An 18,842-nucleotide genomic window follows, 5' to 3' on the forward strand; every position below is an offset into this window, starting at 1 on the left:
TCCAACCCAAAGTGCTCACGGAATGAGCACTTTTACGGGCAGAATGAAAACATGCGAGCGGACAGATTGGTGGCGACCCTGCTGTTGATGCAGGCGCGTGGACGGGTGACGGCGGCGGAGATCGCCGAGGAACTCGAGGTCTCGGTCGCCACCGCGCGCCGCGACCTCGAAGCGCTGTCGGCGGCGGGGGTTCCGGTGTACCCGCAGATGGGGCGCGGCGGCGGTTGGTCCTTGATCGGCGGCGCACGCACCGATCTCAGCGGCCTGAACGAATCGGAAGCGCGCGCACTGTTCCTCCTGGCAGGCCCGTCGGCGAACGCGGTACCCGAACTGAAGTCCGCGCTACGGAAGCTGGTGCGCGCCCTGCCGCAGACCTTTCGCGACGATGCGCAGGCCGCGGCCGACGCCGTGGCCATCGATCCCGCGCGCTGGGGCGCCCATGATCCGACGCGCCCGGAAATGGTCACCCGGTTGCAGCGGGCCGTCGTCGAGCGCCGCAAGGTGCGCCTGGACTACGACCGCAAGGGTGAGAAAACGCAGCGGCTGGTCGATCCGTGGGGTCTGGTCGACAAAGACGGCACCTGGTACCTCATCGCGGGCACCGATCGCGGTAAGCGCACCTTCCGTGTGGACCGCATCCTCGACGCGCTCGTCACCGACGAAACAGCCCCTCGCCCCGCCGATTTCGATCTGTCCGAGGCATGGGGCGAAGTGGTCGGCGAGATGGAGCAACGTCGGGCAGCCACCTCCGCAACCGCCTTGATCGCGGAGCATCTAGTGCCCGTCTTGCGCAATCAGCAGGGTAGGCACTGTGTGGTGGACGGCCCGGTCGAGGACGGCCGCATCCAAGTCTGTGTCACCGCGCCGACACCGCGCATGATCGCCCAGCAGTTGGCGGGCTGGGGGGCCGAAATAGAAGTGCTCGGTCCGCAGTCGGTGCGTGACCAGCTTGCGGTACTCGGCACCGAACTCGTCAACAGATATCGGACCTGAATCGGATTCGCAGAATGAGTCCTGCACATCGAATCATCAAGATTTCGTCTTCGAATCATCGGCAATGAATTGATGTGGCCCAGGGATTCTCGATCGGCGCGGTCGTGCCCGATCTGATTCGGCGGAGTGCCGCCGTGATCTCGGCGGCGGGGTTCCCTGGCCTGAAAAGGGTTGCGGCAGAACGGTTTGAAATCTGAACAGTCGTCCGTTACGTTGAGCTGTTCGGATCATCCTGAGCCGAACGGCAATTCGGAGACGTTCGATTCGATATCGGGGGTCGGGGAGAAATGAGAAAGACATGGTCCGTCGGACCTTTGTGAACAAGCTGGTTGCCGCGGCGATGCCGTTGGCGGTTGCGGTCACCGTCGCCGGTGTGGCATCGGCCGATCCGGGGCAGCTGGCTCCGGCACCTGCACCGGTTGTGCAGTTGGTCGCCGAGCCGGTCGTTGCGCCGGTGGCCGCCGGGATCCCGTTGGAAGAGATCGCGACCAATCCGGAAGCGACAAACCACGATCCGCTGGCCAACGGTGCGGCGGGCGGTGCTCTCGCGGGCGCCGCAGGCTCGGGCGTCCTCGCGGGTGTCGCGTGCCTGCCCGCCTTCATCGTCGGCGCGATCCCGTGTGCGATCAGCGGTGCACTGAACGGTGCGCTGTGGGGCACGGTCATCGGTCTGCTGGTCGGTGCGCTCGCTCCGGAGATGGTGCCGCAGGTGCTGCCCTGATTCCGGGGGCGAATTAGCGAACGCTGGGCCGTGTCCGGACAGAAATGTCCTGGCACGGCCCAGTGTCGTTGCGGGGCACATTCTTCGAATAAGTATGGCCGTGCGGGTAATTAGTGTGCGTGCTCTTCGGCGCGCGTGGAGAAGCGGCTGTGGAGTGCGCGCACCATCTCGGCTGCCACCACGGCATGTCCGCTCATCGTGAAGTGGATGAGGTCGGCGCTCATTACGTCGGGGCGCAACCGCAGTGGGTGATCCCAGAATTCCACCAGGATCGCGTCATAGCGCGCGGCCATTTCACGCACAACATCATTGAGTGCTGCCATCCGATCCCGCATCGGACGCATCGGACGCATTCGCTCCACCTCCCACACATCGGCCAGCGTGAACGTGCACACCTGAGCGCCGCTGCGGGCCAGCGCGCCGAAGAGCGCATCGAGATTCGTGCGCAACTCCTCGACACTGCCGCCGGGCAGGAACAAATCATTGCCGCCGCAATTCAGGTGCACCAGGTCGGGCTCGAAATCGAGAACCGGCTGCAGTTGCTCGGCAAGCACCTGTGCGGTGGTGGCGCCGATCCGGCCGGTATTCAGATACGCCAGACCGGGATTCACCGACGAAAGCGTTCCCGCGACACGGTCGGCCCACGCGGTGCTCGTATAGCCGGGGCTCGGATCGCCGACGCCCTGGGCGATGGAGTCACCGAGCACCGCGTAACGCTGCCACGGTGCGCCGACCAGTAGGCGCCGCGCTTCATCGGCGGGCAGCAGCATAGGGTCGTCGGCTTCAGTACGAACAATGTTGTCGGTCACGGTGACTCCCAATTCTCGAGCTGAGTGTTCGGCGACGTCGGCGGGCCGAATGCTGTGGTGCGGCATGCTTGCTCCTACTGTGTCGCGGGTGCGGTAGCGGGCGTGCGACTCGGGATCGCGATGAGCAGCGCAGCCGCAACGCCGATGGCCGCGGAGACGGCGAACACGGTATGGAATCCGCCGAGCGGATCGCCGGGATGCGCCGCGAACACTGCGGCCAGCACCGCGATGCCCAGCGCACCGCCGACCTGTCGCGCGGTCAGGTTCATCCCGATACCCGCGGCAAACTCCTGCGGCGGAAGAGAACTCGCCGCAGCCGTGCCGAGCACCGTGACGACGATCCCGACGCCGCCGCCGCCGAGCAGTCCCGCAGGGATCCAGGCCGACCACAGCGCCGGTGTCGAACCGAATGCATCAGTACTCATCCACGCCGTGGTGGCGGTGTACATCAGCGCGCCGAGCACGCCGACCCAGCGCCGCGTGGTGGGGGAGGTGATACGACCGGCAATGGTGGCGGTCACCATCGAGGACACCGCGCCGACGGTCAGCGCGCCGGCCGATTCCAGCACCGAGTACTGCCAAATCGCATCCAGGAAAAGCGGTCCCGCCAAGAGCCAGGCGAACATGCTCCCGCCGAACACGAAGGTCGAAGCCGTAGCGAGCGCGTACGGCCTGCTGCGCCACAACCGGACGGTGATGGCGGGATTGTGGTGCCGGGTCGAGCGGAGCAGTGCGGCGAGGAACAGCAGGGCTCCGCCGATCAGCGCGATCAGCGTGACCGGTGCGTTCCAACCCCACTCTTGTCCCTCGGTGACTCCGACGACAAGGCCGCCGAGTCCGAGCGCGATGGCGATCGTGCCGAGCGGGTCGGGCATGGCGCCGCCCGGCTGCCGGGTGTCGGGCACCGGAATGCGCAGACCGGGCACGATGAGCGCGATCGCGATCGGGATATTGATCATGAATACCGAGCGCCAGCCGAACGTCTCGACCAACGCACCGCCGATCGCGGGACCGACTACGGCGGCGAATCCGCCTGCGGCAGACCAGGCTCCGATCGCCGCACCGATCTTCTCGCGGGGAGTGACGCTCAGTACGAGCCCGAGCGCGGACGGCACCATGAGTGCCGCTGTCGCACCCTGGAGTAGGCGGCCGGCGATCAGCCATGGCGCGCTCGGCGCGAGTCCGCACAGTAGGGAGGTCAGCGCGAAACCGGCCATGGCGATCAAGAAGAGCTTGCGCCTGCCGAGGGTGTCCGCGAACCGGCCCGCCGGGGTGAGCAGCGCGGCGAACGCGACTGCATAGCCGCTGACGATCCAGGTCAGCGTGGTGGCCGGGGTGCTGGGGAAGTCACGAGCGATCGAGGGGAAGGCGATGTTGACGACGGAAAGGTCGAGGAAGGCGATGAACGCGGCGCCGGATGCGATCAGGAGGGTGCGCGCTGCGGTGTTCGTGGTCGGCGGGTTGTCGATCCGCGCGGTCACTTCGGTCATGGGGGAGATCCTTTAGCGAGGAGGACGAACAAAGCGTACGATCGTTCGTGCAATTAACGTACGACCGTACGTTCGTATTTGCAACCCCTAGGTGGAACAATGGCAGTCATGGCTGAGTCGACAACCCCTCCAGAGCTGCTGCCCGGCACCGACCAGCGCCTGGCCAAGGGCGCACGGGCCAGGGCGGCTATCGCCAGGCACGCCGTGGAAGTGGCCTCCGTCGAAGGGTTGACCGGGGTCAGCATCGGCAGGCTCGCCGCCGATCTCGGCCTGAGTAAGAGCGGCATTGCGACCTTGTTCGGGACCAAAGAGGCGCTGCAGGTAGCCGCGGTGAAGTCGGCCCGCGAAGCCTTCATCGAGCGGGTCATCGCGCCGAGCATGTCCCAGCCGCGGGGCTACGACCGCCTCCGGGTCCTGATCGAGCTGTGGTTCGAACACATCACCGACCCGACCTTCCCCGGCGGATGTTTTCGCGTCGCCACCATCGCCGAATTCGACAGCAAGCCGGGCCCGGTCCGTGACGCCATCGCCGAGGACCGTAGGGACTGGCTCGCGTTCCTGGCGAAAGAGATTCGCCGGGCCCAGGAGCAAGGTCATCTCGGCGAGCGCAACGCGGATGTCATCGCCTTCGAAATCGAGGCCGTGCTCAGCGCCGCCAACACCGCCCAGCAGATGGGCGAGGACTGGGGTGTCGCCGCCGCTCGTGCCATCGTCGACAACCTCATGGGTGAGCCGGCGCGCTGATCGGCCGACCTCGATCGGCGAAAACCGAAGCGGGCGCCCGATAATGGGCGCCCGCTCGCGGATATTTCAGTAGTGGTGAGCATTTCGGATCTCGTTTGGAGCCCTGCACCCGCAGTGGTTCAGTGTTCGTGGGTGGCAGTGGTGGCCAGGGTGAATGCGGCGGTACGGACGGTGTCGCCGTGCTTGAAATCGAGGAAGAGACGGTAGGTGCCGGGGCCGGGAACCACTGTGTGGAAGGTGATTTCGGGGCCGGGCGCGGTGACTCCGTCGCCGGGTTCGCCGTTCGGGTGGACGTGGACGTAGGCGAGGTCACCCGCGCGTAGCACCACGAGGTGCCCGAATGCGGCGAGATAGGGCTGCAGGTCGGTGACCGGCTCGCCGTCCTTGCGCACAGTGAGCGTGATCAGGCGGCCGGCACCGGGAACCAGCTCTCCATCCAGTGCAACCTCGTATCCGTCCACCACGTAGGTGCGAGCCACCTCCGGTGTGGGCTGCGGCGCGTAGTCACCCGCGACCGCGAGATCCGCACCCAGTGTGATCGTTCGCCCGAGTGCTCGCGGCGCGATATCGGTGAACACCCGATATGCCCCCGCCGCAGGCAGATTCAGCCGCACCGACCAGGTGCCGTCGGCGGCACGCTCGGGATGTACATGCCAGAACCCGGTCAGCTCCCGCTGCGCAACGATCAGATGCAACTCCTTGTCATGGATTGATGCGTACTCGGTGACCGGCAGCCCGTCGGGCCCGACAATCCGGAACCGGAAGTCGATCTCACCCGCCTGCGCAATCGTGCTCGCCAACTCCAACGTGTACCCATCCTGGGTGATCTGCAGCCCGCCGGGCCCCGTCGCCGCATGAGCGCTGTGGTCGCCGTGGCCTGCGTGGATGTCATGACCCGCGTGGGTGTCAGAAGTCGCGTGCGTCGAAGGGTCGGCGGTGGCCTCATGGTCCACGGGGGTGTTGTGCGCGGTATTCGCCTGAGTGCTCATTGCTCGGCCTCTCTGATCTTGTTCTTCGTTCCGACAGAATCGAAAATATACCCCATGGGGGTATCAAGCAAGGCTGGCTCGTGTGAGGTGTCTCACGCGGGTTCTGCATCGTCGGCCGCGCAGGTCGCACCATCGATCAGTGGTCGGCGCAACGGAATACATCACTGGTGCGCGGCGTCCCGACTTGCCGGCGAGAGCGAGGTTCCGGCCGTTGACCTCGGCGTCGACGAGCTCTCGTTCAGGCCGAGAGGGTCAATGTGGATGCGAAGGCGGCGTCGTAGCGGTTCCACACGATGTCGGCGAGGGCGGGGTGCGCGCCGATGACCTCGGCGTGGACGAGTTCCGGTGCGCCGGCCGCCAGTCGGTCGGTGAGCAGGCCTGGGGCCAGGAACCAGGGGACTACCAGGACATGGTCCGCCCCGCGTGACCGGAGGCGCGAAACCGCCTCGGTGACACCGGGTTCGGTTGTGGCGAAGCAGATCTCGGTGCGCCACCCCGTCACAGCGGACAGCCGCTGCGCAACCAGCGCCGTCCGTCCATTGGCCGCCCCCGACGACGACCCCACCGCCGCCACCGCAATCCCGACTCGCGCGAGTGGCTCCGTGCGGGTGCCGAGTGGCACGCCATCATGGGCGTCTGTCGCGATATGCCGCAGCCATGTGCCACTCACCGGGTGGCCATCGGCGAGGTACGGGGCGCCGGCGGGGTGGGAAGCGAGGGCTTCCAGAGCTCGGTCGCGGAGCGCGGCGACGAGGCGGGGGTCGGGGCCGAGGACGTCGGCCTGGGTGAGGTGAAGGCGGGGGTGGCGGGTGCGGACGGTGTCCAGGAGACCGGGTAGGTCGATTCGGGCGTGGAAGGCATTGCCGAGCAATAGGGGTGCGACCACGGCATGGGTGTGGCCGTCTGCCGCGACGGCATCGACGACCTGCTCGACCGAAGGGGTGCTCAGATCGAGAAACGCCAGCCGCACGTCGACGTCCGGGCGCGCGGCGGCGATCAGCGCGACGACATCGGACATGGTTGCGGCCGAGCGCGGGTCGCGGCTGCCGTGGGCAACGGCGATCAGTGCCGGTCGCGGTGCCGCCGTCCAAGCGGCCGTCGGGAACGTCGCCGCGGGTGCGTGGAGTTTCGCACCTGGCCGAGTCGACGTGGAGAGATCGACGTAAGGCGCCGGCGGGTGGGTCTCAGCAGTCCACGTCGGTGTCGACACGGCGAGCGTGGAATTGGCCGAGGGCGTTGCGGCGGCCTGCTTTGGCGTGGGCTCGATCGGTTCGCAAGCGCACAGGGCCGTGGCGGTGTGCGTCGATGCGGGGAGACCGAACGAGGTGTGCGGTGTGGCAGCGGTCCGCGCCTGCGCGGGGTCGAAAAGAGCTGGCGCGGACCGCATATCAGACCCCGGTACCGACCTCGACGGCCGACAGCACGTCGCCGACCAGGCCTGCGGCCAGGGTGTTGCCGCCTGCGGGGTCGATGAGCAGGAAGCTGCCGGTGTGCCGGTTCACGCGGTAGTCGTCGGCCGCGACGGGCTCGGCGACGCGCACGGAGATGCGGCCGATGTCGTTGAGTTCCAGCGACTCCGGGTTCGGGTCAGCGATCAGGCGCTGCTCGTCGAACCGCTCCAGCAGGGCGCCGACGATGGCCTGGGTGGTGCGGGTGCCGTGCTTGAGCAGCAGCCGGGCGCCGGGGCGCAGCGGCCGGTCGCCCAACCAGCACACGGTCGCATCGAAGGCATCGATCGGCTCGGGGGCGTCGGCCACCGAGGCGATGATGTCGCCGCGGGAAATGTCCACATTGTCGGCGAGTATCAGCGTGACGCTGCGCCCGGTTTGTGCCACCGCGAGTTCGCCGTCGGGGGTGTCGACCCGCTCGACCGTGGAACGGATACCCGAAGGCAGCACCACGATTTCGTCGCCGGGTGCGACCGAACCCGCTGCGATCTGACCGGCGTAACCGCGGTAGTCGGGGTATTCGGCGGTGCGCGGCCGGATCACGTACTGCACGGGGAAACGCAGCCCGAGCGCGTGCGCACCCGAGCTGTCGGCATCCACCGGCACCGACTCCAGATGCTCGATCAGCGAAGGTCCGTCGTAGTACGGGGTGTTCGCCGAGCGGGTGGCGATATTGTCGCCGTTCAGCGCGGACACCGGGATCTCCTGCACGTCCTCGCTCGCCCACCCGAGCGTGCTGGTGAGCTGATTGAACTCGGCGGAGATCTCGGCGAACACGGTCGCGGCGTCATCGACCAGGTCGATCTTGTTCACCGCGAGCACCAGCTTGGGCACGCCGAGCAGTGCGAGCACCGCGGCGTGGCGACGGGTCTGCTCGATGACACCCTTGCGGGCATCCACGAGCAGGATCACCAGCTGTGCGGTGGACGCGCCCGACACGGTATTGCGGGTGTACTGCACATGCCCGGGGGTGTCCGCGAGCACGAAAGACCGCTGCGGCGTAGCGAAGTAGCGGTAGGCGACATCGATCGTGATGCCCTGCTCGCGTTCGGCCCGCAGCCCGTCGACGAGCAGCGAAAGATCCGGAGTGGCCAGACCTTTGTCCACCGACGCGCGAGTGACGGCGTCGATCTGATCGGCGAGCACGGACTTCGTGTCGTAGAGCAGGCGTCCGACCAGAGTGGACTTGCCGTCGTCGACAGAACCGGCGGTGGCCAGCCTCAATAGGTCGGACATATCAGAAATAACCCTCTCGCTTGCGGTCCTCCATCGCGGCTTCCGACACTCGGTCGTCACCACGCGTCGCACCGCGTTCGGTCAATCGGGAGGCGGCCACCTCGGCGAGGATCGCCTCGTTGTCGGCCGCCTCGGAAAGAATTGCGCCGGTGCTGGATCCGTCACCGACGGTGCGGTAGCGCACCGAACGGGTCTCCAGCACCTCGCCCTCGCGTGGGCCGCCCCACACGCCGGGCGTCATCCACATGCCGTCGCGCTGGTACACCGGGCGCTCGTGGGTGTAGTAGATGCTCGCCAGGTCGATGTCCTCGCGCGCGATGTAGCGCCAGATGTCGAGCTCGGTCCAGTTGCTCAGCGGGAACACCCGCACGTGCTCGCCGGGTGCGTGCCGCCCGTTGTACAGGTTCCACAGCTCGGGACGCTGCCGCTTGGGATCCCACTGTCCGAAGGCGTTGCGCAGCGAGAAGATTCGCTCCTTGGCGCGGGAGCGTTCCTCGTCGCGGCGGCCGCCGCCGAATACCGCGTCGAAGCGGTGCTCGGCGATGCCGTCCAGCAGCGGGACGGTCTGCAACGGGTTGCGGATGCCGTCGGGCCGCTCGGCCAGCCGTCCGTCGGCGAGATAGTCCTCGACCTTCGCGACGTGCAACCGCAGACCGTACTTCTCGACGATCTTGTCGCGGAATTCCAGCACCTCCGGCAGGTTGTGCCCGGTGTCCACGTGCAGCAGCGCGAACGGCAGCGGCGCAGGCCAGAAGGCCTTCAGCGCCAGATGCAGCAGCACCGTCGAGTCCTTGCCGCCGGAGAACAGGATCACCGGCCGCTCGAATTCGCCTGCCACCTCACGGAAGATATGGATCGACTCGGATTCGAGCGCCGCGAGGGTGTCGAATTCGGTAATGCCAAGGGCACGTTCGGCGGTGTTCGATGATTCGTTCACAAATTCACCCACGATGGTTTCGGTCATGACTGATGCAACCCGCATTCGGTCTTGGCGAGGCCGGCCCAGCGGCCGCTTCGCGGATCGGAACCCGGCTCCGGCTTCCGTGTGCACGGAGCGCAGCCGATGGACGGATATCCCTCTTCCACCAGAGGATTGACGAGGATGCCGTGTTGCTCGATGTAGGCCTGCATCTCGTCGTCGGACCAGGCGGCGATCGGATTGATCTTCACCAGGCCGAACGCCTCGTCGAACGAGATGAGTGGCGCGTTGGCCCGAGTCGGTGCTTCCACCCGGCGGATGCCGGTGACCCAGGCGTTGTAGCCGGCGAGCGACTTCTTCAGCGGCACTACCTTGCGCAGCCGGCAGCACTCGGCGGCATCGCGCGCGAACAGATCCTTGCCGAGCAGCTGATCCTGTTCGGTCACCGAATGCTCGGGCCGCACATTGATCACGTTCACGCCGTACACGGCCTCGACCGCGTCCCGGGTGCCGATGGTTTCGGCGAAGTGGTAGCCGGTGTCGAGGAACAACACCTCGACTCCCGAACGGACCTGCGCGGCAAGGTGAACCAGCACGCCGTCCTGCATGTTCGAGGCGACGATGTAGCCGGCGCGATCGCCCTGCGCTCCGTTCGACCCGGTGCCGAAGTTGTCCTCGGTCCACCGCAGCAGTTCCGCGGCCGAAGCGCCGTCGAGCTCCGCGGCGCCGCGCTCGGCGATCGCCCGCAGCTCGTCCTCGGACAGCTTGCCCACCAACTGTGTTGTCATGTCAGATCTCCCGTACCGAGCCGTCGCACAGCTCTGCCCGATCGCCGCTGTTCGCCGCGCTCATCACTTCAGGTCGGCCTCGTCGGCGCGAACCGCCCACTGCGCGAACCGTTCGCCGTCCTCGCGGTGCTTGATGAAATTGCGCACCACCCGCTCGATGTAGTCACCGAGTTCGTCGCTGGTCACCTTGTGCTGGCGCAGCTTGCGCCCGAAAGCGCTGTCGAATCCGAGGCTGCCACCCAGGTGAACCTGGAAGCCCTCGACGTGATTCCCGCTGCCGTCATCGATGAGCTGACCCTTGAACCCGATGTCGGCGATCTGTGAGCGCGCGCACGAGTTCGGGCAGCCGTTGATGTTGATGGTCACCGGAACATCCAGCTGCGCATTGAGATCCGCGAGCCGCTCCTCGAGCTCGGGAACGAGCACCTGGGATCGCTTGCGGGTCTCGGCGAAGGAGAGCTTGCAGAACTCGATGCCGGAGCAGGCCATCAGGTTGCGCCGCCACAGCGACGGGCGGGCCTGCAGGCCCAGCGGTGCCAGCTCGTCGATGAGTTCGTCGACCTTGTCGTCGGCGACGTCGAGCACGATCAGCTTCTGGTACGGCGTGAACCGGATCCGATCCGAGCCGACCTTGGCCGCCGCGTCGGCGACCTTGGTCAGGATCGTGCCCGACACCCGGCCCGCGATGGGGGAGAAGCCGACGGCGTTGAGCCCGTTGCGCAGCTTCTGCACGCCGACGTGGTCGATCGGCTTGGTCGGCTGTTCCGGCGCGGGACCGTCGATCAGCTTGCGCTTCAGGTACTCGTCCTCGAGCACCTGGCGGAACTTCTCGATGCCCCAGTCCTTGATGAGGAACTTCAGCCTGGCCTTGGTGCGCAGCCTGCGGTAGCCGTAGTCGCGGTACAACGAGACAACGGCCTCCCACACGTCCGGCACCTCGTCGAGCGGCACCCACGCGCCGACCCGCTGAGCCAGCATCGGGTTGGTCGAGAGACCGCCGCCGACCCAGAGGTCGAGACCCGGTCCGTGCTCGGGGTGGTTCACACCGATGAAGGCGATGTCGTTGATCTCGTGCACCACGTCCTGCTGGCCCGAGATCGCGGACTTGAACTTGCGCGGCAGGTTGGAGTACTCCGGTTTACCGATGTAGCGGCGCACGATCTCGTCGATCGCGGGCGTCGGGTCGATGATCTCGTTCAGCGACTCACCGGCCAGCGGGGAACCGAGCACCACACGCGGGCAGTCGCCGCACGCCTCGGTGGTCTTCAGCCCGACCGCCTCGATCCGCTTCCAGATCTCGGGGACGTTCTCCACCTCGATCCAGTGGTACTGGACGTTCTCGCGGTCGGACAGGTCGGCGGTGTCGCGGCCGAACTCGGTGGAGATCTGGCCGAGGGTGCGCAGCTGCTCGACATTGAGCGCGCCCGCATCGCAGCGGATGCGCATCATGAAGTACTTGGCCTCGAGAATGTCGATGTTCTCGTCGCCGGTCCAGCTGCCGTCGTAGCCCTGCTCGCGCTGGGTGTAGAGACCCCACCAGCGGAACCGGCCACGCAGATCGCCCTTATCGATGCTGTCGAAGCCCTGCTTCGAGTAGATGTTCTCGATCCTGGCGCGGACGTTGAGCGGGTTGTCGTCTTTCTTGGACTGCTCGTTCGGGTTCAGCGGCTCGCGGTAGCCCAGCGCCCACTGGCCCTCCGCCTTGCGGCGAACGGGTTTACCGGTGCGGGCGCGCGGGGCGGCACCGGCCTCGGCGCGTGGCCGGTCCGGCCGCACGCGTCGCTCGGAGGCCGGGCGGTCCGGGCGGGTGTGATGCCCGGGCCGGGACTCCGGCGAAGGCTGATCGGTTGGACCGGCGTCGGTGCTCGACGTCATGGGGTCGCTCCTGCGGGGTGAGTGAACATCCGTGCTGAGGGCGCGAGGGGCTGACTCACGCCTGCGGTATCAGCGGGCCGATGTCATCGAAATCGGAAGATCGCCGGGGAGACCCGGGAATGCGCGCCGCTGAACTACCGGGGACAATCGGGGAGACAGCAGGCGCTACAGACGCGCTTGAAGTCGACGTGGCGACGTGCCACAAGTCGTACTCCGGATCCGCGCATGCGCCTATTGTGCCACGTCAGGGTGGACGTTCCGACCGTGCGGCCATATTTCCCGCAGATTCGAGGGAAATTCCCTGGACCGATGGTGACAACTGTGATGGCTGTCATAGTTCGCGGTACGAATGCGGGCGGTGATACGTCGGATGGGTTCACCGTGAACTGGCGCACATCCATTGACCTGAAGTTAACTCGAGGTAGCAGGCTCGGTGCCATGAGCACAGCCGCCGTCGAAGTAGACACCGACATCGAAGCGATCCGCCAGGTGGTCGCCACCATTCAGCATTCCCAGCAGAACGAACTCGTCGACGAATTCGTCGGCTTGTTCCGTGCCGACGCTATCTGGACCACCGGCGGCGGCAGACGCCTGTTCGGTCGTACCGCCATCGCCGAATTCACGGCCCAGGTATTGCCCGGCGCGATGCGTACGGGCACCGCGACCTACGAGGTCGAACACGTGCTGTTCATCCGCCCTGACGTCGCTGCCGTCAAAGTCGTCCAGCGCTACTTCGCAGAGGACGGCCAGCAGGCCGGCCAGGGCAGCCCCATGTACGTCATGTCCAAAGAAAACGGCCGCTGGCTGCTCACCGCCAACCAGAACACCGTGGTCGCCGATTCCTGACGCCCGCCGTCGATACCGGGTCCACGGCCGCACCTGTATCGAGATCCGTCCTCTTCCCGGCACCCGCAAGGCGGCGGATCTCGATGATGGTCGCGGTGTCCTGCGTGTCAGGCCGGCGGTCGGGCTGCCCCGTGGCGAAGGCCGAGTGGGCGGCGTTCACACTGGTGGGGTGAGTTCTGCTGCTACCGCGACCGATGCCGAGACTGCTGACCTCGTGCTGCGTGATTTCGGGGGCGGGGCATTCGGGATCTATGTGCACGTGCCGTTCTGTGCGACGCGGTGCGGGTACTGCGACTTCAACACCTACACGGCGGGGGAGCTCGGTACGTCGGCATCGCCGCAGTCCTGGCTGGAGGCGCTGCGCGGTGAACTCGCCACGGCGGCCGAGCGGTTTGCCGCGTTGCCGACGGCGACTCCGAAGGTGGCCACCATCTTCGTCGGCGGTGGCACGCCCTCGCTGCTCGGCGGTGACGGGCTCGCCGCGGTCCTCGATGCGGTGCGGGCGAACTTCACCCTCGAGTCCGATGCCGAGGTGACCACCGAGTCGAATCCGGAGTCGACCTCGCCCGAATTCTTCGAGCGGATCCGCGCGGCCGGATTCACCAGAGTGTCGCTCGGTATGCAGTCGGCGGCACAGCACGTGCTGAAGGTGTTGGACCGCACACACACTCCCGGCCGGGCCGTCGCCGCAGCCAGGGAAGCGCGCGCGGCCGGATTCGACCACGTGAACCTCGACCTGATCTACGGCACCCCCGGCGAGCGCGACGGCGACCTCGACGCCAGCCTCGACGCGGTACTCAGCGCCGGCGTCGACCACGTCTCGGCGTATTCGCTCATTGTCGAGGACGGCACCGCCCTCGCCCGCCGCGTCCGCCGCGGCGAACTGCCCGCTCCCGACGACGACGTGCTCGCCGCCCGCTACGAACGCATCGACGCGCGACTGAGCGCGGCCGGACTCACCTGGTACGAGGTATCCAATTGGGCCGCAGGCGATTCCGCGCGCTGCAGACACAACCTCGGCTATTGGGACGGTGGCGACTGGCTCGGCGCAGGCCCCGGCGCGCACAGCCACGTCGGCGGCGTCCGATGGTGGAACGTGAAGCACCCCGCACGGTATGCCGATCGCGTCGCGCTCGGCGGCCTGCCTGCCGCGGGCTGGGAGGAACTGACCGACGAGGAGCGCCACACCGAACGCGTCATGCTGGCGGCCAGGCTGCGCAGCGGACTGCCGTTGGCCGAGCTGAACGCGGTGGAAACCGCGGCGGCCGAACGTGTTGTCGCCGACCGCCTCGCCGTCCGTTCGGGCGATCATCTGGTGCTGACCGATCGCGGTCGCCTGCTCGCCGACGGTGTGGTGCGGACGCTGCTGGACTGAGCCGGGCCGCCGCTGTTCGCGTGCGGCTGGCGCGCCGATTCCGCAACGGAATCCATTGCCTCCGTGGGCATCGGGCTGTTCCTTCGTGCGCGTTGGACAGCGGTCGCGGCGCGTCCTAGGGTGGCCGCAGTTGAGAGCGGGGCAGATCGATGGAACCGAACGGCGTCGAGTTGCGTCGAATCCCATGACTGAAGGTTGAGAATCCTGCGGCGCCCAGGTGGCCGCCGCGAGAGTAGGGAGGCAGGTTATGTTCGGTGCCGATTCCGGCCAGACATCGTCCAACCGGCGCCCGTCCGGGGCGGTGCGGCGATGACATCTCCGGCGGACGCCATATCGATCGATCCGGACGAAGTACGCAGCCACGCCGAGAAGGTCAAGACACTGCTGGAAAGCATGACCTCGGCGCTCGAAGCCGCGAGTTATATCGGTGCCGCCGATGACGGCTTCGGCTCGATACCGCGCCCGTTCGTCAAGATGGTGATCGACGACAACCAGCAGGGCGCTGTCGAGGCCATCCGCAAGCTGGCAGGTGAGGTGGCCGAGTTGCCGGACAAGCTCGCCACCGTCGCCAGCACAGTCGAGGACTACGACAAGGCGTTCAAGAGGGACCTCGACGAGTTGCGCGCGACGATCGGCGAAAAGGGTGGGAAATGACCGGCATCGGCAATTGGCTCAATGAGAACACGCCGGGATTCGACGACCAGGCGGCGCCCGAGAACAACAAGCTCATAGAAGCAGGCACTGACTACCGCGAAGAATATTTCAACGAAACGCTCTTCCCCTTCTCGAAAATCGGCCTGAAGAAAGATGACAAAGGGGTCCTCGAGGTCCTCGGGGGCACCGTCGCCGGTGATGCCTGGACGGCGTACTCGGATCTGCGCTCGGCGAAGATCGCAGACGCGGTGTTCGGCGCGATCGGGGTCGGCCTCGATATCGAGGAGGCCGTCACCGACCCGTTCGGCTTCGTCGGCTCGCAGATCGCCGGGTGGATGCTCGAACATCTCGATGTGTACCGCAAGACCCTCGACGCGTTGGCGGGCAGTCCCGGCATGGTCGAGGCGTACTCGAAAACATGGAACAACATCGCGGGCAAACTGGTGGAAGTCAGCGGCGACTGGAAGACCGGGCTGGAAAAGGACATTGCGACGTGGACCGGTGCCAGCGGTGACGCCTACCGGGCCAAGGCCACCGAGTTGATCGATCACATCAGTGCGGCGGGCGGAGTCGCCGCGAGTATGGGTGAGACCATGAACCAGACGGCCGCCATCGTCAAAGCGGTCCGAACTCTGGTCGGTGACATCGTCGCCAGCCTGGTCGGTGCGTTGATCGCCTACACCATCGAACTCGCATGCACCCTCGGCGGCGCGACTCCGGCCGTCATCGCTCAGGTGATGGGCCGCTTCGCCAGGGACGGATTCAAGATCGCGACCCTGCTCACCAAGATGGGTGAAGCCTTCACGGACTTGTCAGGCTTCGCCAAGGTGATCGGGGACGCCATCGTGAAGCTCCTGACGCCCAGTGAGAATCAGCAGCAGCCGGCACCGGCCTAGCGACGACACCGCCGCGGATGTGACTGCGAGCCGGGGTGATTGGTGATGTGAGCGCGTCGGCGACGTCGCGGCCTATCGGATAGCCGCGCGTTGATCGACCGTCCGTTCCGAGACAGCATCCGGCGTGGTGGCGGCCGATCACCGCCGCACAGTTGTTGTGACGCGCGCCACGTCGTCGGGTGGCGTGGATTATCAGCTCGTCGTGCCCTGGCGGCCGCGTGGTCGTCGGCCGGCCCGAGCGCCCGACGCTGCCTATCTGTTGCCGATCGCGGGCGTGTTGCGATGGTTGCACTATCACGGTTCGGTCAACCCGCGTAGGCTCCGAAGTAACCCAAGGAGTCTTATGCCCCCGGCACGACACATCACTCTGATTCACGAACAAAGCGACTTCGCGGAGGCGCGGGCCGCAGAAAAAGCAGAAACCGCGCGACAGAGCGCGATCGCGGCCAGGACGGTCGCCAGCCATTCCGAGAACGCCGAGGACTGCGTGTCCCTCCTGGCGATGCTCGGTCTGGATGCCCTCGCCGGCAAGCTCGCCAGGGTCACCACCGGCCCTGAGCTGTAGTTCCACCCGCGCCGCGAACGGGACACGGTCGAAGTAGAGTGTCCCGTTCCACGCGGAGCGGTCAGCGGATGGCTTCTTCCGGTGCTGTCCGGCGCCACTCGCGGGGTGACATGCCGAAGGCAGCGCGGAAGCGTCGCGCGAAAATGCGACGGATCGCGGAAACCCCAGCGGCGCGCGACCATCGCGATTGATCGGTGTCTGCTGTCCGCGCGAGCGAGTTCGGTGGGCACCTGATCGAGCCGCTGGCTGATGATCCACTGTTCGAGGCTGTACTCGGCGCTCGCGCAGATTTGTACAGGTGCCGCACCGAGACGTTGTGCGCGTGAGCGATCTGTTCGGCGCTGCGGTGGGGGTCGGTGAGGTTGCGGCGCACGTACGCTCGGATCCGGCTCAGCATGATCTCGGCGGGGACAACGCCACCGTCACGGCCGGAGCCGCCGGCACAACAACAACCCGCGAACGAGTTCGATACTGGCGCAGCCCGATAGCGGTGCGGCGGGATCGTCACTGAGCGAATCGGCATCGCGGGTCAGCGGGCGATGTGGCTGGCGACCAACCGGTAGTGCGGGCTGTCCTGGACGTGCGGTGCGGCCCGGCGAATCATCTCGACCGGCAGCCCGAGCTGGTCGAGCGGCACATGCAGGCACGCCGCCGCGCCAGGTATGCCATCCCCGCGCCCGCGCTGCCGTTGTTCCAAGCAGGCCTTGCCCGGGGATTTGCGGGGCATCCAGGTTCGGTGCTGGTCGCACTCGGTGAAACGACCAGGTCGTGCCGATCGCGGTGGGGTGCGAAGTCGGCGCGGCTACCGCTCAACGGTCGGCCGCCGACCTATCCTGATGCGCCGCACGGATTGTGTGGAGACTTCGAAACGACCTTCTTCAATACCGACCTGCTCGACTTCATCAAGAACGGATAGGTAGGGACTGATGACCATCATTCGTAGCGTGCGCGCCTGCCTGGTCGCGCTGACTCTCGCTCTGACGCCCGTCGTGGCGGCCGCGCCCGCAACTGCCGAGCACCAGCCGACGATCGTGCTCGTGCACGGCGCGTTCGCCGACGCGACGAGCTGGGACGGTGTCGCGGCTCTGCTGCGCGCTGATGGCTACCGGGTGGTGACACCGGACAACCCGCTGCGCGGCCCGGCCAACGATGCCGCGGCCGTGCAGCGGACGCTGGATACCATCTCGGGACCTGTTGTGCTCGTTGGGCATTCGTACGGCGGGTTCGTCATCAGCAACGTGCACGACCCCAAGGTCGAATCGCTGGTCTATATCGCGGCCTTCGCTCCGGTGCAGTCGGAGATCGCCCAAGCCGAGCTGGACCCGATCCGCTTCCCCGGCAGCCGATTGCTGCCGCCGGTGCTGCAGGTCGCGGTCGTCGACGACCCCAAGGGCGTCGCGGGCAAGAACATAGATGGATACGTCGCGCCCGGTAGCTTCCACGAGGTCTTCGCCCAAGACGTCAGCGACGCGACCGCTGCCGACATGTTCGCCCACCAGCGCTCGATCGCCATTGTCGCGAATCTCGAACCGTCGGGTGCGCCGTCCTGGGCATCGACGCCGAGCTGGTATCTGGTCTCCGGCGCCGATCGCATCATTCCGCCTGCGTCCCAACGATTCATGGCCGACCGCATGGGCGCGCAGACCCGTGAAATCGACTCATCCCACGCGTCTCTGGTCTCCCACCCCGCCGAGGTGGCGGCCTTGGTCGAAACCGCCGCGCACTGATCCGGCGCACGAGTGGCACACCACCCCGGGGGGTGTGCCACTCGGCGTCAGTTCGTGAAGTTGGCGACGATGGCGAGCACGACGGGAACGAGGACGATGGCCCACACGATGAGGTACCACGTCCTACCCGGCGATTTCGGCTGCTGTGGTGCGAGTGCGCCGTTCAGGATCGGCACAATGGGCCCGCGGTAGTGGGTGCTTGTGCGGTGACCTGTGGCTACCGGGATCATCGCGTCTGCGAAACCGAAATCGCGCCCCATCGGGGCGACGCCCAACAGCATGGCCCTTCGTGATTTACGCAAATACACCCGCACGTGGTGCAGGCCGGGCGGGACGGGAATATGCGTAGTGCCCCATCGTGTTTCGGGCACTACCTGACCATTGACCAGAATCGTCGGCCCCGTGAGCGCGAGTAGGAACACGTACGGGAAGGTCCACGGGAAGTACGAGGTTTCCACCACGATCCCCGTCTGGCCGGGCTCCGGCTGATACTGCGGGATCGGCGACTGTGGGGTTGCGCCGTGTGGAATGACGAAGTCGGCGGGCAGGGGAGTGCTCTGATACGTCGGCGTCGTGCTGGCTTGATACCGGCCGAAGTCGGCCGGGGGCTGATGTTGCTGCACTGTGAGCTGATGCTGCTGCGCCGGGTGCTGCTGGAGTGGCTGCGCATACGGCTGGTGTGGCTGCGGGCCTGGTCTGCTCGGTTGCCAATTCTGTTGTTCACCAAGGGGATTGCTCATAGCTCTACCTCTGTCTCGAATCCGGCT

The 18,842-nt window shown here is 66.6% G+C and carries 21 protein-coding genes; 11 read left to right on the forward strand and 10 right to left on the reverse strand.

From position 1 onward, the window contains the following. Positions 1 to 51: 51 nt before the first annotated feature. Both OHQ90_RS13790 and OHQ90_RS13795 read left to right on the forward strand, forming a co-directional pair. Positions 52 to 993, forward strand: a complete 942-nt coding sequence (locus tag OHQ90_RS13790) for a helix-turn-helix transcriptional regulator (protein ID WP_328410624.1) — start codon at positions 52 to 54, stop codon at positions 991 to 993. A gap of 298 nt (positions 994 to 1,291) precedes the next feature. Next, the gene (locus tag OHQ90_RS13795) at positions 1,292 to 1,714 is read left to right on the forward strand and encodes a hypothetical protein (RefSeq protein WP_328410625.1); all 423 of its coding nucleotides are present in this window, start codon (positions 1,292 to 1,294) and stop codon (positions 1,712 to 1,714) included. 110 nt (positions 1,715 to 1,824) lie between these two features. Here the strand turns inward: OHQ90_RS13795 and OHQ90_RS13800 are convergent, their stop codons facing one another. Together OHQ90_RS13800 and OHQ90_RS13805 are read right to left on the reverse strand one after the other, a co-directional pair. Next, a complete protein-coding gene (locus tag OHQ90_RS13800) occupies positions 1,825 to 2,523 on the reverse strand; it encodes an SGNH/GDSL hydrolase family protein (protein ID WP_328410627.1) in 699 nt (232 codons plus the stop codon). Positions 2,524 to 2,597: 74 nt separating this feature from the next. Beyond that, a complete protein-coding gene (locus tag OHQ90_RS13805; RefSeq protein ID WP_328410628.1) occupies positions 2,598 to 4,013 on the reverse strand; it encodes an MFS transporter in 1,416 nt (471 codons plus the stop codon). Positions 4,014 to 4,121: 108 nt separating this feature from the next. On the opposite strand from OHQ90_RS13805, the gene OHQ90_RS13810 reads away from it, so the two are divergent. After that, positions 4,122 to 4,757, forward strand: coding sequence for a TetR/AcrR family transcriptional regulator (locus tag OHQ90_RS13810; protein WP_328410630.1), 636 nt, complete (start codon positions 4,122 to 4,124; stop codon positions 4,755 to 4,757). Between the two features lie 119 nt (positions 4,758 to 4,876). Here OHQ90_RS13810 and OHQ90_RS13815 read toward each other — a convergent pair whose 3' ends face one another. The 7 genes from OHQ90_RS13815 to OHQ90_RS39380 form a co-directional block, all read right to left on the reverse strand. Next, the gene (locus tag OHQ90_RS13815; protein WP_328410632.1) at positions 4,877 to 5,746 is read right to left on the reverse strand and encodes a hypothetical protein; all 870 of its coding nucleotides are present in this window, start codon (positions 5,744 to 5,746) and stop codon (positions 4,877 to 4,879) included. 238 nt (positions 5,747 to 5,984) lie between these two features. Continuing rightward, positions 5,985 to 6,764 carry a sirohydrochlorin chelatase gene (locus tag OHQ90_RS13820; protein ID WP_328410634.1) on the reverse strand — a complete coding sequence of 260 codons (780 nt, stop codon included), beginning with the start codon at positions 6,762 to 6,764 and terminating at the stop codon, positions 5,985 to 5,987. A gap of 370 nt (positions 6,765 to 7,134) precedes the next feature. Continuing rightward, the gene (locus tag OHQ90_RS13825) at positions 7,135 to 8,430 is read right to left on the reverse strand and encodes a sulfate adenylyltransferase subunit 1 (RefSeq protein ID WP_328410636.1); all 1,296 of its coding nucleotides are present in this window, start codon (positions 8,428 to 8,430) and stop codon (positions 7,135 to 7,137) included. Between the two features lies 1 nt (position 8,431). Then, positions 8,432 to 9,412, reverse strand: coding sequence for a sulfate adenylyltransferase subunit CysD (cysD, locus tag OHQ90_RS13830; RefSeq protein ID WP_442941391.1), 981 nt, complete (start codon positions 9,410 to 9,412; stop codon positions 8,432 to 8,434). Next, positions 9,391 to 10,137, reverse strand: a complete 747-nt coding sequence (locus OHQ90_RS13835; protein WP_328410639.1) for a phosphoadenylyl-sulfate reductase — start codon at positions 10,135 to 10,137, stop codon at positions 9,391 to 9,393. Before OHQ90_RS13835 ends, cysD begins: the two co-directional genes overlap by 22 nt. A 63-nt stretch (positions 10,138 to 10,200) precedes the next feature. Continuing rightward, positions 10,201 to 12,012, reverse strand: coding sequence for a nitrite/sulfite reductase (locus tag OHQ90_RS13840; protein ID WP_328410641.1), 1,812 nt, complete (start codon positions 12,010 to 12,012; stop codon positions 10,201 to 10,203). A gap of 134 nt (positions 12,013 to 12,146) precedes the next feature. Further along, positions 12,147 to 12,515 carry an Ms4527A family Cys-rich leader peptide gene (locus OHQ90_RS39380; RefSeq protein WP_442941392.1) on the reverse strand — a complete coding sequence of 123 codons (369 nt, stop codon included), beginning with the start codon at positions 12,513 to 12,515 and terminating at the stop codon, positions 12,147 to 12,149. On the opposite strand from OHQ90_RS39380, the gene OHQ90_RS13845 reads away from it, so the two are divergent. From OHQ90_RS13845 to OHQ90_RS13880, 8 genes are all read left to right on the forward strand, one after another. Beyond that, the gene (locus OHQ90_RS13845; RefSeq protein WP_328410642.1) at positions 12,451 to 12,858 is read left to right on the forward strand and encodes an SgcJ/EcaC family oxidoreductase; all 408 of its coding nucleotides are present in this window, start codon (positions 12,451 to 12,453) and stop codon (positions 12,856 to 12,858) included. The genes OHQ90_RS39380 and OHQ90_RS13845 overlap by 65 nt on opposite strands. A gap of 214 nt (positions 12,859 to 13,072) precedes the next feature. Next, a complete protein-coding gene (gene hemW / locus OHQ90_RS13850) occupies positions 13,073 to 14,233 on the forward strand; it encodes a radical SAM family heme chaperone HemW (protein WP_328412826.1) in 1,161 nt (386 codons plus the stop codon). A gap of 309 nt (positions 14,234 to 14,542) precedes the next feature. Next, positions 14,543 to 14,887, forward strand: a complete 345-nt coding sequence (locus OHQ90_RS13855) for a type VII secretion target (protein ID WP_328410644.1) — start codon at positions 14,543 to 14,545, stop codon at positions 14,885 to 14,887. Then, on the forward strand, positions 14,884 to 15,783 hold the full coding sequence (locus OHQ90_RS13860; RefSeq protein ID WP_328410646.1) for a hypothetical protein: 900 nt from the start codon (positions 14,884 to 14,886) through the stop codon (positions 15,781 to 15,783). The genes OHQ90_RS13855 and OHQ90_RS13860 overlap by 4 nt, the downstream gene beginning before the upstream one ends. Positions 15,784 to 16,126: 343 nt before the next feature. Continuing rightward, positions 16,127 to 16,348 carry a hypothetical protein gene (locus OHQ90_RS13865; protein WP_328410647.1) on the forward strand — a complete coding sequence of 74 codons (222 nt, stop codon included), beginning with the start codon at positions 16,127 to 16,129 and terminating at the stop codon, positions 16,346 to 16,348. A gap of 322 nt (positions 16,349 to 16,670) precedes the next feature. Further along, complete coding sequence (locus OHQ90_RS13870) at positions 16,671 to 16,859, forward strand: hypothetical protein (RefSeq protein WP_328410649.1); 189 nt, start codon at positions 16,671 to 16,673, stop codon at positions 16,857 to 16,859. Between the two features lie 51 nt (positions 16,860 to 16,910). Beyond that, positions 16,911 to 17,264, forward strand: coding sequence for a hypothetical protein (locus tag OHQ90_RS13875; protein WP_328410650.1), 354 nt, complete (start codon positions 16,911 to 16,913; stop codon positions 17,262 to 17,264). A 10-nt stretch (positions 17,265 to 17,274) separates the two neighbouring features. Further along, positions 17,275 to 18,075, forward strand: a complete 801-nt coding sequence (locus OHQ90_RS13880) for an alpha/beta fold hydrolase (protein ID WP_328410651.1) — start codon at positions 17,275 to 17,277, stop codon at positions 18,073 to 18,075. A 47-nt stretch (positions 18,076 to 18,122) separates the two neighbouring features. On the opposite strand, the gene OHQ90_RS13885 is transcribed toward OHQ90_RS13880, so the two are convergent. Further along, on the reverse strand, positions 18,123 to 18,815 hold the full coding sequence (locus OHQ90_RS13885) for a hypothetical protein (protein ID WP_328410653.1): 693 nt from the start codon (positions 18,813 to 18,815) through the stop codon (positions 18,123 to 18,125). Between the last annotated feature and the right edge of the window lie 27 nt (positions 18,816 to 18,842).

Source organism: Nocardia sp. NBC_00403, from assembly GCF_036046055.1.
In the GTDB taxonomy this organism is placed as follows: Bacteria; Actinomycetota; Actinomycetes; order Mycobacteriales; family Mycobacteriaceae; genus Nocardia.